The sequence below is a fragment of the Paenibacillus thermotolerans genome, from assembly GCF_028745515.1.
GTDB classification, from domain to species: Bacteria; Bacillota; Bacilli; order Paenibacillales; family YIM-B00363; genus Paenibacillus_AE; species Paenibacillus_AE thermotolerans.
Genome location: NZ_JAQZSG010000001.1, coordinates 289,631 through 306,355, shown reverse-complemented (window position 1 = coordinate 306,355; position 16,725 = coordinate 289,631). Strand labels below are relative to the sequence as shown.

The 16,725-nt window shown below is 56.6% G+C and carries 17 protein-coding genes; 12 read left to right on the top strand and 5 right to left on the bottom strand.

Going from position 1 to position 16,725, the window contains the following annotated elements; genetic code table 11:
- Positions 1-67 precede the first annotated feature (67 nt).
- The 6 genes from PT964_RS01510 to coaD all read left to right on the top strand — a co-directional run bounded on the left by PT964_RS01510 (position 68) and on the right by coaD (position 6,580).
- Positions 68-1,303 (top strand): DNA polymerase IV, encoded by a 1,236-nt coding sequence (locus PT964_RS01510; RefSeq protein ID WP_274361536.1) that lies wholly within the window; start codon positions 68-70, stop codon positions 1,301-1,303.
- A gap of 18 nt (positions 1,304-1,321) precedes the next feature.
- Positions 1,322-1,705 carry a YolD-like family protein gene (locus PT964_RS01505; RefSeq protein WP_274361535.1) on the top strand — a complete coding sequence of 128 codons (384 nt, stop codon included), beginning with the start codon at positions 1,322-1,324 and terminating at the stop codon, positions 1,703-1,705.
- A gap of 411 nt (positions 1,706-2,116) precedes the next feature.
- Entirely contained in the window at positions 2,117-3,979 is a 1,863-nt protein-coding gene (abc-f, locus tag PT964_RS01500; protein WP_274361534.1) for a ribosomal protection-like ABC-F family protein, read from the top strand.
- A 142-nt stretch (positions 3,980-4,121) separates the two neighbouring features.
- The gene (locus tag PT964_RS01495) at positions 4,122-4,583 is read left to right on the top strand and encodes a hypothetical protein (RefSeq protein ID WP_274361533.1); all 462 of its coding nucleotides are present in this window, start codon (positions 4,122-4,124) and stop codon (positions 4,581-4,583) included.
- A gap of 872 nt (positions 4,584-5,455) precedes the next feature.
- Entirely contained in the window at positions 5,456-6,055 is a 600-nt protein-coding gene (gene rsmD, locus PT964_RS01490) for a 16S rRNA (guanine(966)-N(2))-methyltransferase RsmD (RefSeq protein WP_274361532.1), read from the top strand.
- Positions 6,056-6,073: 18 nt separating this feature from the next.
- Complete coding sequence (coaD, locus tag PT964_RS01485) at positions 6,074-6,580, top strand: pantetheine-phosphate adenylyltransferase (protein ID WP_274361531.1); 507 nt, start codon at positions 6,074-6,076, stop codon at positions 6,578-6,580.
- On the opposite strand, the gene PT964_RS01480 is transcribed toward coaD, so the two are convergent.
- Positions 6,527-7,858 (bottom strand): nucleoside recognition domain-containing protein, encoded by a 1,332-nt coding sequence (locus PT964_RS01480; protein WP_274361530.1) that lies wholly within the window; start codon positions 7,856-7,858, stop codon positions 6,527-6,529. The two genes, coaD and PT964_RS01480, sit on opposite strands and share 54 nt — an antisense overlap.
- A gap of 96 nt (positions 7,859-7,954) precedes the next feature.
- Between PT964_RS01480 and PT964_RS01475 the strand changes: the two genes are divergently transcribed.
- Complete coding sequence (locus PT964_RS01475) at positions 7,955-9,010, top strand: YlbL family protein (RefSeq protein ID WP_274361529.1); 1,056 nt, start codon at positions 7,955-7,957, stop codon at positions 9,008-9,010.
- Here PT964_RS01475 and PT964_RS01470 read toward each other — a convergent pair.
- From PT964_RS01470 to PT964_RS01455, 4 genes are all read right to left on the bottom strand, one after another.
- Positions 9,007-10,329, bottom strand: a complete 1,323-nt coding sequence (locus PT964_RS01470; protein ID WP_274361528.1) for a nucleotidyltransferase — start codon at positions 10,327-10,329, stop codon at positions 9,007-9,009. The two genes, PT964_RS01475 and PT964_RS01470, sit on opposite strands and share 4 nt — an antisense overlap.
- A gap of 86 nt (positions 10,330-10,415) precedes the next feature.
- Positions 10,416-11,141, bottom strand: coding sequence for a twin-arginine translocase subunit TatC (tatC, locus tag PT964_RS01465; RefSeq protein WP_274361527.1), 726 nt, complete (start codon positions 11,139-11,141; stop codon positions 10,416-10,418).
- An 18-nt stretch (positions 11,142-11,159) separates the two neighbouring features.
- Positions 11,160-11,372, bottom strand: coding sequence for a twin-arginine translocase TatA/TatE family subunit (locus PT964_RS01460; RefSeq protein WP_274361526.1), 213 nt, complete (start codon positions 11,370-11,372; stop codon positions 11,160-11,162).
- 72 nt (positions 11,373-11,444) lie between these two features.
- Complete coding sequence (locus PT964_RS01455; protein WP_274361525.1) at positions 11,445-13,109, bottom strand: PhoX family protein; 1,665 nt, start codon at positions 13,107-13,109, stop codon at positions 11,445-11,447.
- A 197-nt stretch (positions 13,110-13,306) separates the two neighbouring features.
- Here PT964_RS01455 and PT964_RS01450 point away from each other — a divergent pair, with 197 nt between their 5' ends.
- From PT964_RS01450 to PT964_RS01430, 5 genes are all read left to right on the top strand, one after another.
- Positions 13,307-13,801 carry a YceD family protein gene (locus PT964_RS01450; RefSeq protein ID WP_274361524.1) on the top strand — a complete coding sequence of 165 codons (495 nt, stop codon included), beginning with the start codon at positions 13,307-13,309 and terminating at the stop codon, positions 13,799-13,801.
- A gap of 36 nt (positions 13,802-13,837) precedes the next feature.
- Positions 13,838-14,014, top strand: coding sequence for a 50S ribosomal protein L32 (rpmF, locus tag PT964_RS01445; protein ID WP_274361523.1), 177 nt, complete (start codon positions 13,838-13,840; stop codon positions 14,012-14,014).
- Positions 14,015-14,146: 132 nt separating this feature from the next.
- The gene (fapR, locus tag PT964_RS01440; RefSeq protein ID WP_274361522.1) at positions 14,147-14,743 is read left to right on the top strand and encodes a transcription factor FapR; all 597 of its coding nucleotides are present in this window, start codon (positions 14,147-14,149) and stop codon (positions 14,741-14,743) included.
- Positions 14,727-15,725 (top strand): phosphate acyltransferase PlsX, encoded by a 999-nt coding sequence (plsX, locus tag PT964_RS01435; RefSeq protein WP_274361521.1) that lies wholly within the window; start codon positions 14,727-14,729, stop codon positions 15,723-15,725. Before fapR ends, plsX begins: the two co-directional genes overlap by 17 nt.
- A 3-nt stretch (positions 15,726-15,728) precedes the next feature.
- On the top strand, positions 15,729-16,718 hold the full coding sequence (locus tag PT964_RS01430; protein ID WP_274361520.1) for a beta-ketoacyl-ACP synthase III: 990 nt from the start codon (positions 15,729-15,731) through the stop codon (positions 16,716-16,718).
- Positions 16,719-16,725: the final 7 nt, after the last annotated feature.

Here is a 16,725-nt window from a genome sequence, read left to right as displayed (position 1 = left end):
AAGGGAACACGAACATATATTCCTGTTTTTGTGTTCGCGATTGCGAAAAGTAACGGGTGATGACGGATTGGCGAAGCCGAGAGTAGTGATGATGGTCGATATGCAGAGCTTTTACGCCAGCGTGGAGAAGGCAAGCCGGCCCGAATACGCGAACCGGCCCGTCGTCGTCGCGGGCGACCCGAAGATTCGCTCCGGGATCGTGCTGGCGGCGTGCCCTCTCGCGAAGAAATGGGGGGTTACGTCGGCGGAACGGCTCGGGGAGGCGATGAACAAATGTCCGGAGCTCGTCGTGCTGCGTCCCCGCATGCAGACGTATATCGACGTATCGATGCAAATTACGCGCATTATGGAGCGCTACGCCGACGCAGTCGAGCCGTTCTCGATCGACGAGCAGTTTTGCGAGCTGACGGGCAGCCTGCATCTGCACGGCGGAGATGTAAGGGCGGCGGCGATGCGCATTCAGCGCGAAATCAGCGACAAGACGGGCGTCTATGCGCGGGTCGGCATCAGCGACAACAAGGTGCTGGCGAAGATGGCGTGCGACCTGTTCGCGAAGAAGAATGCGGAAGGGATTTTTTATTTGCCGAAGGCGGACGTGGAGAAGGAGCTTTGGCCGAAGCCGGTGCACGGCTTATTCGGCGTGGGGAGCCGGATGACGCGGCATTTTCACCGGATGGGCATATACACGATCGGCGACCTGGGCCGAACTCCGGTCGAGACGCTGAAGCGGAAATGGGGGATCAACGGCGAGGTGCTGTGGCGCACCGCCAACGGCATCGACGATTCGCCGGTCACGCCGGGAACGCACGACGGGGCGCAGCAGGCGATCGGGCACGGCATGACGCTGCCGCGGGACTACGGGGAGAAGCGAGACATCGAGACCGTACTGCTCGAGCTTGCGGAGGAGGTGTGCCGCAGGTGCCGGTTCCGCGGGGTGATGGGTCGCGTGCTGTCGGTCGGCTGCGCCGGCGCCGGGTTCGACTTCGGCTTCTCCCGGCAGACGACGCTGCTACAGCCGACGCAGGTGACGAACCACGTATACCGCGCGGCGGTCGAGCTGTTCCATCAATTTTGGAACGGACGTCCGGTGCGGCAGCTCTCGATCGCGCTCGGCGGGCTTGTGCGCGACGACATGTACCAGCTCGAGTTCGACGACGAGCGGGAGAAATTCCGGGCGCTCGAGCGCACGACGGACGATATTAAGGCGCGCTTCGGCGTCGCGGCGCTCATACGGGCCGTCTCGGCCGGGCCCGGGGGGCAGGCGTACGGGCGAGCCGCCAAAATCGGCGGCCACTACAAATAAAGAAGGGGGGCGAAGAGCATGGCACAGCAACGCGGCAAAAAATTGCGCGGCAACGGAATATGGGAGGCGACACGCATGATGCTCCCGCAGCATAAGGAAGCGATTCGCACCCATCGGAGCCGGCTCGGAGAGCGGGCCAAGCCGGAGCTGGACGAACAGCGGATCGAGGAGCTGTCGCTCGCGCTGGCGGAGGCGCTCGAAAGCGGCTCGGAGACGGCCGTTACGGTGTTCGGGCCGTTCGAGGACGAGACGAGCGTCGGCATCGTCGAGAAGGTCGATCCGCTCGGCCGTTACGTGAAGCTGGCAAGCAGGGAAGAAACCGTATGGATTCCGTTCGGGGATATCGTGCAGATTACGGTGCGCAAACCGGCGCGTACGGATGACGAGGCGGCGCTGCACTAAGGCAGCTCCGCACTCTCTAACCGGCAGCGGATCGATTCGAGCCAACGACATTATTGTATTCCGCGGCAAAATGTTGTAAACTCACAAAGAATCCAATCAAGGAGGTCTCCGTAGACCGATGAAGCAATAACACTGATGCTTACGCTTACGAACTTGACGCGAACGATGCGGCAAGCGCCTGTTACCGGGCGGATGAAGCGGGATCAGTGTGTTTACGGGGCCGGACTCATGACGTGGCGGATATAGCCGTGTCGTGCGGTTGATTCGGATATACGCCGTGTATTTCACCGTTCCTTTACGATGCTTTTCATCCGAGCCCGGGCAGCTGCAAAGCTGCTGCCGGGCTTTTTTATTGCGCCTGCCGCATCCGGTTACTGCCACAAACGAATACGTACCGGAGGCGATGTTTATATGTTTATCGTGAAAGCGAAAGGAATCGGATTCAGCGTACAAGGCGCTCCGCTGTTCAGCGGCGTCGACCTGGAGCTGAAGGAAGGGGAGCACGCCGCGCTGCTGGGCCGAAAAGGCGCCGGAAAAACGACATTGCTCGGCATATTGCAAGGTGCCATCGAGCCCGAAGAAGGGCAGGTGCAGCGGTTCGTCAGCCCGGAGGAGTGGGGCTGGCTGCAGCAAGCCGCCGAAGCGCCGCCCGGGCAGAGGACAATCGACTATGTGCGCGCCGGAACCCCGCGAATGAACGAAGCCCGCTGCGAGCTGCTCCGCCGGCAGGAAGAGCTCGAGAAGCTGAGCGGGCAGGCCGGAGGAGGCGACGCTGCCGTCGATTGGGAGGACGCGCTCGCCCGCTACGGTTCCGCCTATGAGCGCTATGCCGCGAGCGACGGCTACGGCTGGGAGGCGGAGGTGGAGCGGGCGATGAAGCAGGCGGGGCTCGAAGCTCGCCTGTGGGAGCTGCCGTATGACCAGCTGAGCGGCGGACAGCAAACAAAGGCAGGGCTAGCCAGATTGCTCGCACGAAAGCCGAAGGTGCTGCTGCTGGATGAGCCGACGAACCATGTCGACGAAGAGACGATGCTATGGCTGCAGGAATGGGTGCGCTCTTATCCCGGCACGATTCTGATGGTGTCGCACGACCGCGCCTTCCTGGACGCAACCGCCGAGCGCATACTCGAGCTGCAGCCCCAAGGCGTAAGGTCGTACAACGGCAACTACAGGGCGTACCGGGAGCAGAAGGAGCTCGAGCGAAAGACGCAGGAGATGCTCTACCGAAAGCAGGAAGCCGAGAAGGAAAAGCTGCTCGAATCGATTCGCATGTACCAGCAATGGTATTTGAAGGCGAGCCGCCAGGCGGCCAAGGCGGAGGTCGGCGCCGCGAAGCCGTATTACGCGGCGCGGGCGAACAAGCATACGGCAAGATACCACGCGAAGCAAAAAGAGCTCGAGCGACTCGAATCCAACAAGGTGGAGCAGCCTCGCGATTCGGAGCAGCTCCGGATGCGCTTGGAGTCCGCCGCCTTTGAAGCGAAGACGCTCATCCATGTCGACCGGATCCGGTTCGCTTACGAGCATTCGCTGCCGCCGTTATTTTCAGGCGCGACGCTCACCGTCAAACGCGGGGATCGCGTGGCGGTCGTCGGGCCGAACGGCGCCGGCAAATCGACGCTGCTTAAGCTGATCATCGGCGAGCTGACCCCGCGGGAAGGAACCGTTACGCGCCATCCGGAGCTGAAAATCGGCTATTTTTCGCAGCAGCTTCAAAGCCTTCGGCAGAGCACGACGATCCTCGACAGTCTGCTGACGATTCCCGGGATGACCGAATCGTTCGCGCGGACGATTCTCGGATGCTTCTTATTTTCCAGGGACTCGGTGTATAAGGAGATCGGAAGCTTAAGCATGGGCGAAAAATGCCGGGTGGCGTTTCTTCAGCTGTATTTCAGCGGCGCGAATTTGCTCGTGCTCGACGAACCGACCAACTACTTGGACATCGATACCCGGGAGCGAATGGAGGAGGCGCTTGCGGCGTACAATGGGGCGTTCGTTGTCGTTTCGCACGACCGGTACTTGCTTCGCGCGCTCGCAAGCAAGGTCGTCGCGCTTGACGGGCGAGGCGGCTGGCGGCTGTATGAAGGCAGCTTCGCCGAATACGAGGAGCGGTTGAGCGGCGGAAAAGCAGAGATGCAGCCGACCGGCGATACGGAACGCATCCGCATATTAAAGCTTCGCCAAGCCGTCCTGATCGCCAAGGAACAATTATCGGAGGAAGAGAAGGCGCAGCTGGAGCAGGTCAACCGGCTCCTCGGAGAAGCCGCAAATTAAACGAAACCCCGCATCGGCATAAAGCAGGCCGTAGCGGGGTTATTTTTGACGTATAAATAATCGTGAATAACCTATCCTGGATTTGCCAAGACTTGAATCAATGCATACACTTTTCCGGATACCGGATGTTCGGAGGCTAACGATGGCAATCATCGTCGGGACTATAGCAACCTGGATTGCAGTAACTGTTTTTTCACTCATTCCAAAGAAACTCACCGTATCCGAAAATATTGTTCTATTTTTTTATAATACAATATTTGAACTAAGCGTGTTTACGATTCTACATGTCAATCTCAAACTAATCGTCGTTGAACCGGGGATTGGGAACGGGATTGCAGATTTAATGTTTCGACTTATCGAACTGCCTTTAGTATTAGTCGCGACGTCCAATATCTTACTGTATTCAAGCGATGTAAAATGGCTCGGAGTGGCATTGATCGTACTGTTTACTTTACTTGTTCAGCTGGTAGCGGTATATGTCGGGATCGTTTCCTTTCATCATTGGAATATTATATATTCGGCCATTAGCATGTGCGCAAATGTACTGTTTTCGAGAATAATAACTTGGGCGATTACTTCCTTGGACAGAAAGGTAACAGCTTAAACATGATTGTTTATGATACTCAATTTAACGCCAACGAATGGTTCGTTATTACCGGATTCTGTACCGGTTATCTATTGATGTTTATTTTACCGAAACGATTTCCCTTAAAGACTACCGTTATATTTGCAACTTGCGGGATCTACAACGGTTTCATGTTCGATCATTCCCTAAGCGTGGAGCCGGTAGATTTTTATGATGTAAATGATTCATCAAACTATGAGTTTTTCGACTTCATCTCCTATTTGATGTATGGGCCATGGAGCTATTTGTTTTTTTACGTATGGGATTGGTTGCGTTTCAATTTTCGTTTTGCGCCTCTATATATCTTTTTATGGGGAGCATTTTCGTTCGGACTAGAAAGATTGGCAGTTTTGTGCAACGTGTATCATTATAAAAACGGTTACGAATTTATGTATTCTTTTCCGATTTATTTAGTTGCCATAAGTTTTTGGGCTGTTCTTTACTACTTTTTTAAAGGTAAGCAGCTTAGTGAAAAATAATTGAAAACGGCATGATGTAAGCTTAGTTAACCGTCTTCTAAGGAAGGCGGTTCATTTTTTTACCGCAGAGATGCAAGCCTGACAAAAAAAGTCCGTACGGACTTTTCCGCACGGAAAATAATTCGGGGCCTGCTTTCGCAGACCCCTTTCATGGGAGAGGAGAAACCGGACGAAGAGCTTATGGGGAAACGTAAGTCTTCTCCGCGGTTGTCTACGACATACGTGATGTCGCTAACTACAGCATTGCCGAATTTGGGAGTTTTATACACCTGATGCGGAACATTTTTCACGGAAAAAGAATTATGTTACGATAAATTGGAAAAATGTTCGTACAGCAACAATCAATCAGCGGTTTTTTGGAGGAAACAGCACGTGAGGGTCATATCGGGTTCGGCCAAGGGGAGGCCGCTGAAGGCGGTGCCGGGAATCGGGACGCGGCCGACGACAGACAAAGTGAAGGAAGCGCTCTTCAGCATGATCGGTCCGTACTTCGACGGCGGGGACGCGCTCGATTTGTTCGCCGGTACCGGCGGACTCGGCATCGAGGCGCTGAGCCGGGGGATGGACGGCGCCGTCTTTATCGACCATGACAAGCGGAGCATCGAGACGATCAGGGACAATTTGCGCTCGGCCAAGCTGGAATCGAAGGCGGAGGTGTTTCGCACCGAAGCGGCGCAGGCGCTCAAGGCGCTTGCCAAGCGAAGCCGCTCGTTCGATCTGGTGTTTCTCGATCCTCCGTACCGGATGAAGGATGCCGCGGACTATTTATTATTTATGGAGAACCGCGGCTTGCTCCGGGACGGGGCGGTCGCGGTAGTGGAGCATGAGGTTTCGCACAGCTATCCCGACAGCTTCGGATCGTTCAAGCTGCGGCGGAAATCGCAATACGGGGATACGGCCGTCAGCTTGTACGATTTTGAGCCGGAAGAGGAAGCGACAGAAACAGAACAGATCGGCGGGAGCATCGAGTAGAGAGGGGTAATCATACGTATGGAAAATCCGAAAGGGCGGGGCGCGACGGTTGCCGTGTATCCGGGAAGCTTCGATCCGGTCCACTACGGACACCTTGACATTATTCACCGCGCAGCCAAGCAGTTCGACCGGCTGATCGTCGCGGTGCTGAACAACACGTCGAAAAATCCTTTGTTTACGCTGGACGAAAGGAAAGAGCTGCTTCTCAGCGTTACGAAGGATATTCCGAATGTGGAGGTCGACGGGTTCCGCGACCTGCTCATCAATTATATGAATCAAAAGCAAGCTCATGTCATCGTTCGCGGCTTGCGCGCGGTGTCGGATTTCGAGCATGAAATGATGATGGCTTCTACGAACCGAAAGCTGGGCGGCGATATCGAAACGTTCTTTATGATGACGAACCCCGTTTACTCGTATGTAAGCTCCAGCATCGTAAAAGAGGTCGCCACGTTCCGCGGTCCGGTAAAGGATCTAGTTCCGCCTGAGGTCGAAAAAGCGCTTCGGGACAAATATTCGGGCCAGTAACGATAACGATGCGGCAGCGGCGAGAACCAGCGCAAGCAGCGCAAAGGTTACGGGCACATGCTGCCAGTACGATGCGCCGCCTTGAACGGCAGCTTCAGTTCCGCCAATGGCAGAAATAGGGGAAAACGTCTGCTCGGCTTGGCCGGGGAGCAGAAGAAGCAGCCGGCGAAGCGGCTCCCACAGCGTCAACGCAACGAACAAAGATACGATCGAATGGACGATGCGCGAAAGCAAAAAGGCAGCGTAGCGCAAGTCGGTGCCGGCGATCAGGCTTTTCACCTGTGCGTGAACCGATAAGCCGCCCCAGCCGACCGCCGCGCACAGCAAGGCGGCCGTCCATAAGGCGCCGCTTTGGCTATGGCTAAGGGCGTAGGCGCCGAGATGAACTTCAAACAGCGCTGTGATTGCGCCTTCGGCCAGCTCCGGCGGCACACCGAACGGGACGAACAACGTTTGGAGCAGCCGGTGCAGCTGCGCCGTCAATCCGGAAACGGCAAGCAGCTTCAGCAGGACGGAAAAAACGATCATAAAACCGCCGATGGCGAGCAGCGACTGCACCGAGGAGCCGACGGCTTCCCCGAGCAGCCGGCCGAAGACGCGGCCGTCTTGGCGTTGTCCCTTTTGCATGCCGTCGAACATTCGGTAAAGGATAGGAGGGCGTTTTCTTTTCCGGCCCGCACGAAGGTCCGTCTCGTCGGCGCCGTCCGCCGGCGCGCCAGACTCATTGGCGTCCGTACGCTTCGCCGGCGGTATGAAAAATACGCGAACGATCAGACCGGTAAGCAGCGCGGAAAGCAAGTGAAGGATGAACAGCGGCAAGCCGAATTCGGGTTTGCCCCAAAAAGAAGCCGCAACGACAATCGTCAAAAATACGGGAGAGCACAGATGCGACAAGGCGAGCAGCCGGTTTCCGTCCGAGCGGCTGATGAAGCCTTGCCTGCGCAGATCGGCCGCAGCCTTCGCGCCCGCGGGGAAGCCGATCGTGAAGCCCATGGCGGCCGCCCAGCCGCCCGCGCCGGGAAGTCGGAACAACAGCCGCATGAGCGGTTCCAACAGCACGCCGACGGCGTGAATGACGCCGAGGCCGAGCATCAATTCGGACAAAATGAAAAACGGAAGCAGCGCAGGGAAAACGTATTCCCACCAAATGCGCAGTCCGGACAACGAAGCGGAGAACGACTCCGCGGGGAACGCGACGATCATGGCGACAAGCGTCACTGCAGCGATACCGAACAGGGCGGAAATCAGGCTGCTGAAGCGGGATTCTTTCGTTTGCAAAGCGTTTCGCCCCCGACGTAAAAATGGAATGGTACATGTTTACGCGGAAAACCGTCCGTTTAGACCAAGCCCTACGGGAAGGAGTGAAGCCCGGCCATGCCCGGACGCCTGCATCGATTGAACAACACAAGATCGTTTATTTTGGGGATGGTAACTGCGGCGCTCCTATTTGTGCTGCTGTCGCTGCTTCCGGTTCCCTACGTCGTATACGAGCCCGGAACGGCCGAGCGAACGCGGGATATGGTGGAGGCGGCGCATATCCAAGGGGAGGAGCAGGGAGCGCTGCTCCTTACCACGGTCCATGTACAGTTCGCCAATGTCTACTCCTTTGTAAAAGCAGGTTTAAGTCCTAATGCGCAATTGTTTCATCAGAACGATATTTTGCGCGGCAATACGAAGGAAGACTACGACGCCAGGCAGCAGGTAACGATGAAATCCTCCCAAGGGAACGCGATCGAAGCGGCTTACAATGCGTTGGATATTCCGTACCAAGAAAAAAGCACGGCCATCGTCGTCATGTCGGTGGAGCCGGGGCTCGGAGCGGCGGGAGTTTTACGGCCGGGGGACGAGCTGAAAAAGGTGCGCGGACACGATATCCGGACGGTGGAGGACGTGGTACAGTCGCTCGAAGGCAGCAAGCTTGGCGATAAGATAGAGGTTGCTTATCGCCGGGGGGAGCAGCAAGCAACAGCGGAGATTGAGCTGAAGCCGCTGCCCGGCACGGATCCGCCTAAGCCTGGGATCGGCATCGCGTTCGGAGCGGTGTTGTCGGTGGTCAGCGACGATCCTAACAAGCAGGTGAACATCAAGGTGAGCCACATCGGAGGTCCGTCCGCCGGTCTCATGTTTGCGCTAGAGATTGTAAACCAGCTGACCGAGGACGATGTAACCCGCGGACACATTATCGCCGGGACGGGAGTGATTTCGCCGCAAGGGGAGGTCGGCTCGATCGGCGGCATCCGACATAAGGTCGTGGCAGCCGATCGGGAAGGGGCGGAGGTGTTTTTCGCTCCGGTCCAGAACGCGCAAGAAGCCGAGCAGAAAGCAAAGGAAATCGGAACCGGGATGAAGATCGTTCCCGTCAAGACGCTGCGGGATGCGCTCGATTACTTGGAGCAATTGCCGCCGGTCTCGAATGCTTCCGCGTCCTAGTCTTCGGCTGTGCGCGGCTCTGGCAACCCGGACTCGGCTTCGGACTCGGCCCCGGCAGCTCCGGAACGCCGCACGGGGGAGGCATAGTAATCTTCGAACCAATGCTCCGGCGTTGATGCGGTATAGGCTAACGAGTATGCCGCGGTTGCCGCGACATCCAGCTGAAGCATAGGATGAAGGTGCTCCCGGCCGACATTCGTCAGTACGGGCACCGACGCCTTTTCTTTCATTTTTTTGAGCAGCGGCCTTCCGCGCTCGGAAAAGCCGAGTACCCGCAAGTAAGGAACGCCTTGCCTCAGCACATCGGCCGTCAACGCGTCTTTGCGGTGCTCCAAATAAATGGAAGTCAGCATCCGCTGCAGCTTCGTTCTTGTATAACGTTTCGTTTTGAGCGCCTCCAGCAGGCTGTCGACGGTCACGGGCCGGGCAGCGGCGGAGAGCGCCTTTTTTATGCGGTGCTCTAAGCCTTCTGTCACTTCCCGGAACGCGGCAAGCTGCTCGGGGGTTGCCGTGAGCAGCCGGTGAAGCAGCGGAATGCGGTACGATTCCCAATGCACCGGTCCTTTGCCCGCTTCGCATTCCCGGATCATAATGTCGAGCGTCGCCTTAGGCACGAACGCGGCGATGCCGCGGAGCGCCTCTTTCGAATCGGCCGCCTCCTTGCTGAAAAGCGCTTTGCGGATCGCCGTAGCGCTTGCGATCGATTCGTCCGTGATGTGCTCTTGCGCATACCCGGCTTTGATTCGCTGAATAGTGTACGGCTTTATGCGGCTGCCAAGCCGAAGCAAGGATAAGATGTAATGGTAGCCGAGCGAGTTGTTCGGCTGGGAAAGCAGGCTACCGGCGTCCGCATCCGTATTCGGCACGAGCGACCGGACGGCGGCGGCGTAGGCGAGCGGATAAGGGGCCCCGCTCTTCAATTGCGCTCTCAGCTTTTCCTTGAACGTTTCCGGCTCGCTGCTCATCCGCTCTGCAACGGCATACAGCGCACCGATGTCGCCGGCCTCGCTGCCGAAGCAAAGCGCGTCGACGATTCCGCTCGCGTGAAGCGCGGATACGGCTCCGTAAGCGAACCATTCGGCGGGCTGCGTGCTGTAAGCGACAGGGAGCTCGATGACGAGGTCCGCTCCGCCGGCAAGCGCCATTTCCGCGCGGGCCCGCTTCGAAACGAGCGCGGGCTCTCCCCGCTGCAGCCAGTTGCCGCTCATGACCGCGACGACCGCTTCCGCGCCGGTTGCGCGAAGCGTCTCCTCAAGATGATAGGCATGTCCGTTGTGGAAAGGATTGTATTCCACCACAATGCCCGCCGTAATCCCCATGCTTCATCCATCCTTCATCGCCGTTTGCGGCATATTATACCAAAACAAAACGCCTCCCCGTAAGGGAGGCGCTGCAAACCGGAATTTTAGGCTTCGAGATTTCGCTTCGCTTGCTTCCTGACGAATACGAAGCGGGATAAGCCGATGCTGATTTCATAAAGCAGCAGGAGCGGCACGGTGACGAGCACGTCGGAAGTAATGTCCGGAGGCGTGATCGTTACGGCAACGATCGTAAGGATGAAGTATGCCATCTTCCGCACTTTCGCCAGGCGGATCGGGTTTAAGATGCCGAGCGACGTTAAAAACATGACGACGACAGGCATCTCGAACAGTACTCCGAACGGCACGGTCATATTGATCATAAACCGGAAATACTTCTCGGCCGTATAGTTCGTCTCGAACGTGTCGGCGGCGATGCTTGTCAGAAAATCGAGCACCATCGGATAAATGATGAAATAACCGAACGAGATGCCGACCGCAAACAAGATGGCAAGCGCCGGAATGTAAGCCAGTGCGGCTCTTCGTTCGTTATCCTTGAGCCCCGGCGAGACGAAGCGCCAAAGCTGGAAGCCCGCGATCGGGATCGTCACGGCGATGGCGAACACGCAAGCGATCATCAGGTACACCCACAGGGCGTCGGAAGGGCCCAACGTCTGAAGCTTGTACCCTAAATCGCGGGTCAGCCATTTGTATATGTCTTCCACATAGAAAAAGGCAGCAAAAAGGGCGACTAGAAAGGCGCCCATCGTAATGAGGAGCCGCTTTCGCAGCTCCGCAAGGTGCTCTGTAAGGTGCAAGTCTCGATCAGCCATCCGAACCACCGGTTTCCTTTATTTTTGGTCAGCCGACAGTTGGCTTTGCGGCTTATTTTTTTCGTCCTCGTCCGCATCGCCGGACGTAAGGCTCCGCGTTGCGGTCTTGAACTCGCTGAGCGTCCGACCGAACGCACGGCCGAGCTCCGGCAATTTGGAAGGTCCGAAAATAATGAGCGCAATGATCAATATTAACACCAAGCCGCCGATCCCGATATTTCCAAATGGCATTTCTTGGACAACTCCTCTGCTTATTGCTTTTAGGTAAACATCATTATATCAAATTGTATGAAGAAAGTGTAATTAGAATGCAAACCCGGTAATGGCGACGACGGCCGGGCGCGGTTGATTGTCTCCCGGGCGATGCGGCCACTTGGAGGTCGGCTTCGCCGCGTCTTCCGTTTCTTCGCCCGGATGCTGCACCGCAAGGAACAGCGTGCGCTCGTCCGGCGTAAACCAAGGTCCCGTCAGCTCGGCTTCAACCGGAGCGGAGGCGAATTGCAGCGCTTGGCCTTTGGCCGGGCCGGAGCTCGGAATGACGTAAACGCCGTTGTTCCCGAATGGGGTATGTACGCCTTTGTTCAGGGAGCTCGACGAAATGTCGGTCACAGTCCAAAGATCGCCGTTCGAATCGAACGTAATGTTGTCCGGAGCGGAGAAGCCGCTTTGACGTCCGCCCGCCGCGAATATTTCAAAGTCGAATTCCATCGCGCCAAGGTCGTTGTCCTTCTCGAAGAAGCGAGTAATATGACCGTGAATGTTGCCGTGCAAGTCGTTGTTCGTATGGCAGACGAAGAACGTGTTGTCGAACGGCGAAATTTCGATATCCTCCGGACGGTCCGTCGGCGTACCGCCAAGCGCCATGGCAACCTCGTGGCAGTTCACGAGCACGTCCGCTTGCGTCTGAAATTTCGCCTTCCATTCCTCGGCCGTACCGCTCTTCGGCTTCCAGTTCGGCGCGTTCATCGCTTTTTTTAGCGCTTCGATCGTGACCGCGATCCATTTGCCTTTTTTCAAGTCCGCTACGTAAAGGGTGCCTTCATACAGCAGCTTGCTGTTCTCTTTGCCTTTCGCCGGATCGTACTTGCCGCTTGTAATGAACTTGTATACGCCTGCGTCTTTTTTGTCGTCTCCCATGTAGACTACTACCCGGCCGTCTTTGGAGAGGCCCATGGCCGTATTTTCATGGTTGAAGCGTCCGAGCGCCGTATGCTTAACGATGTCGCGCTTGTCATCGAACGGATCAACCTCGACGACCCAGCCGTAATGCGCGGAATCGAGACCGGCGTCCTTCGCGGTCGATTCAAAGTTTTCTTCGCAGGAGAGCAGCGTGTTCCAAAGCGTCATGCCGCCGGAGCAGTTGGCGAACGTGCCCTGTACGGTCGTTGCGCCATTCACGGCTTTCGTTCCCGCAGCCGGACCGACGAGCTTGATGGGGGTCATGCCGGTTACGCGGCGGGCATATTTCGAGCTCGTATCCATTTTCCAGACGCCTTTCGCATCCCTGTAAACCTCAATGACGGAGCCGCCTTGATTATAAAGCAGCTTCTCGACTTGCGCCTTGGAAAATTTGCCGTCCGTCTTCGCCCCGGTAACCCACAGCTCGCTCGTATATTCGTGGTTTACCCACAGCAAGCCGCGCTCGTTGCTTCCGTCGATCGGGAAATAAACTGTAAAATCGTTATTGTATCCGAAGGTGTCGCCTTTCTTGTTGATCACGTCGCCGTAAGCCGCCACTACGTCGTATTTGAAGCCTTTCGGAAGAACGAGGTCGTCTTTCGTCGTATGCCCGATCGGTTCGAAATATCCGGAAACTTTGTTCGTTTTGAAACCGAACATGTGGTCCGCGGACGTAGCCGCATTCGCCTTGCCGTCAAGAGTGCCGAGCCCTGCGGAAGCTGCAGCGAGAGCCGCGACGCCGGTACCTAGATGAGTCAAAAATGTGCGCCTGTCCATTTTCTTTTCCATTACATACGCTCCTTACAAGGTATAATGAATTTCATGTCCAGCATGAAGGAGCATTGTTAACCCGACGTTAACTGCAATTTAAAAGATTGTAAAATTCGTTCCGGTAATAATAGAACCTTTTGAACTACATACTTTATGTTGACAAAGAGCAAAATGAATGGATATAATAGTCTTTGTTTGTTTGGGGTGATAACTACGTGATCGTGAATTTACGCGAGCTGGCAGGAAGAGACGGCCCGCTGGAGCTTCACGGAGCATTCGTAATGCCGGACTTGGAAAGCGACGGCATTCGATTCGAGCAGCCCGTGGTCGCCGATTTGTCGGCGGAATGGGACGCCGGAGCGGCGAAGGTAACGGGTACGCTCACGGCAGCGATGAACATCGTCTGCTCCAAATGTTTGAAGAAGTTCACCGAGCGGCAGTCGTTTCCGATTGACGAGATGTTTACGCAGCAGCGCAGCATCGCCGACAAGGACGAAGATATTCACCTGGTGGACGACGAGCGCGTGGATGTAATGCCCTACTTGCAGGAATCGCTGCTGGTGCAGTTGCCTTATGCACCCGTCTGCAGCGCGGATTGCAAAGGTCTTTGTCCCGTCTGCGGGACGGATCGCAATACGCATTCGTGCAATTGCGCACACGAAAGCATCGATCCTCGCTTAGCGGGTTTGAAAGATTTTTTTAAACAATAACGAGATTAAAGAGCACTCTTGCAAGGAGGTGGGAACATGGCAGTACCATTTACGAAAACGTCCAAGCAGCGCAAGAACAAGCGCCGGACCCATTTCAAACTGGAAGTCCCGGGCATGGTCAAATGCGACAATTGCGGCGAATTGAAATTGGCCCATCACGTATGCAAAGTGTGCGGAACTTATAAATCGCGCGATATCGTGAAGCAAGGCTAATGAAACGAACGGAAAGCATCTTCCAAGCGAAGATGCTTTTTTTGTTGTCATATACTGACCAACTACTATATACTAGTATTAGGACTTGGTACTAAATCAGATGCGGCTTAGGAGGCGGTCCCCATCGAGCGATTGCCGAAACCGGTAAGACAGGAACGGTTGAAGGAACGAATTACGGCAAACCCTTTCGTAACCGACGAAGAATTGTCGCTGCAGTTCGGGGTCAGCATTCAGACGGTGCGGCTCGATCGAATGGAGCTTGGCATTCCCGAGGTTAGGGAAAGAATAAAGAGTATGGCGGCCGAATCCCAAGGCGTCGCCAGATCGCTCCCGATGGACGAAGTCATCGGGGAAGTGATCGATCTCCAGCTCGACAAGTCCGGCATTTCGATTATGGAGATCGGCAAGGAGCACGTGTTTTCCCGTACGAAAATCGCCCGCGGGCATCATATATTCGCGCAGGCCAACTCGCTTGCGGTCGCGGTCATCAATGACGAGGTGGCGCTTACGGCATCGGCGGACATTCGATTTATCCGGTCCGTCAAGCTCGGGGAACGCTGCATCGCCAAGGCATATGTTCGTTCGGCGCCCGGGGACAAAGGGAAGGCGAAAGTGGAGTTATTTACATATGTAGGGGACGAATTGGTGTTTCAGGGCCACTTCGTCATATACCGATCCGGGAAAACGGCGGGCATGAGAGGAGCTACGAAAGATGCGGATATCGGTTGACGCGTTCGGCGGGGATCACGCCCCCGAAGCGGTCGTGGAAGGCGCGGTTGCCGCCGCGAAGGAATGGCCGGATACGGCGCTGACGCTTGTGGGAGACGAGCGGCGCATCAAGCCGCTGCTTGAGGCGGCGGGGGCGCCGGCGAACATTCAAGTCCGCCACGCCGCGGAAGTAATCGCGACAGACGAAGAGCCGGTGCGCGCCGTACGAAGGAAGAAAGATTCCTCGATGGTTGTCGCGGCGGCGATGGTTCGCGACGGAGAAGCCGACGCTTTTATCTCGGCAGGAAATACCGGCGCATTGATGGCGTCCGGCTTGCTGGTCGTCGGCCGGCTGCCGGGCATCGAACGCCCCGCGCTGGCGCCGATGATTCCGACGATGGACGGAACCGGCATGCTGGCGCTCGATCTCGGCGCCAACATGGATGCGACGCCGGAACAATTAAGGCAGTATGCGGTGATGGGCTCGATTTACCGCAGCAAGGTTCACGGCATCGCCGAGCCGCGCGTCGGCTTGCTCAACGTCGGCACGGAGTCCGGCAAAGGGAACGAAATGACGAAGGCTGCATACCCGCTGCTGGAGGAGGCGCCGATTCGTTTCGTCGGCAACGTCGAGGCGAGAGATGTGCTTAAAGGCGTCTGCGACGTGCTCGTTTGCGACGGCTTCGCCGGCAACGTCATGCTGAAGGCGCTCGAGGGAACGGCATCCACGGTTTTCTCCGCGCTTAAAGCTGAATTTACCCGCAGCTTCATGACGAAGCTTGCAGCCGCGGTGCTCAGCCCCGGACTGCGAGCCTTCAAAAATAAGCTCGATTATAAGGAGCACGGATCCGCGCCGATGCTCGGCCTCTCCGGCGCCGTCATGAAGATGCACGGCTCCAGCGACGCACGTGCGGTCAAAAACGCCGTTCGCCAGACGAGACTTGTGCTTTCTAACAACATAGTGGGTGCCATTGCGGCGGAACTCGGGAAAGGGGATCGGTAAATCATGATAGGAAGACGCGTCGGTATTATCGGTACGGGGAAATATGTTCCCGAACGCGTGCTGACAAATCAAGACTTGGAAAAAATGGTCGAAACGAACGACGAATGGATCACGACCCGGACGGGCATCAAGGAACGCCGGATCGCTTCGGCGCAAGAGGCGACGTCGGACCTCGCTTATGAGGCTTCTCTGAAGGCATTGGAGAGGGCGGGAATTTCGGCGGATCAGCTCGGCCTCATCATCGTCTCGACGATGACGCCCGACGTCGCGTGCCCTTCGACTTCCTGCATTCTTCAAGAGAAGCTCGGCGCGAAGAAAGCGGCGGCGTTCGACTTGTCCGCCGCATGTTCGGGCTTTGTATACGGCATCGCCAACGGAGCGAATTTCATCGCTTCCGGCATGTACGATTATGTGCTTGTCGTGGGCTCCGAGGTGCTCTCCCGCGTGACCGATTACACGGACCGCAACACTTGCGTTCTGTTCGGAGACGGCGCAGGCGCCGTCGTGCTCGGTCCGGCGAAGGAAGGGCACGGCTTCGAGGCGTTCGAGCTCGGGGCTGACGGCACCGGCGGCATGCTGCTGCGCGGCGGCTGCGTAGGCGGCTCGCGCTACCCGACGGAGGAGGATTTGCCGGAGGGAATGACGAAGCACATATGGCAGAACGGACGCGAAGTGTTCAAATTCGCCGTTCGCATTATGGATACGCTCACGGAAAGCGTGCTTGCCAAGGCGGGCAAAACAAAAGAAGACATTAATCTGCTCGTTCCACATCAAGCGAATATTCGCATCATTCACGCCGCAATGGAAAAGCTGGGGCTAACGGAAGAACAGGTCATGATCAACGTCAATAAGTACGGCAATATTTCCGCGGCGACGATCCCGATTGCGCTTGCCGAGGCGGTTGAGGAAGGACGCGTGAAGGAAGGCGACACCGTCGTGCTCGTCGGCTTCGGCGGCGGATTGACGTGGGGCGGAGCGGTTTTGACCTGGTAAAAGAGGA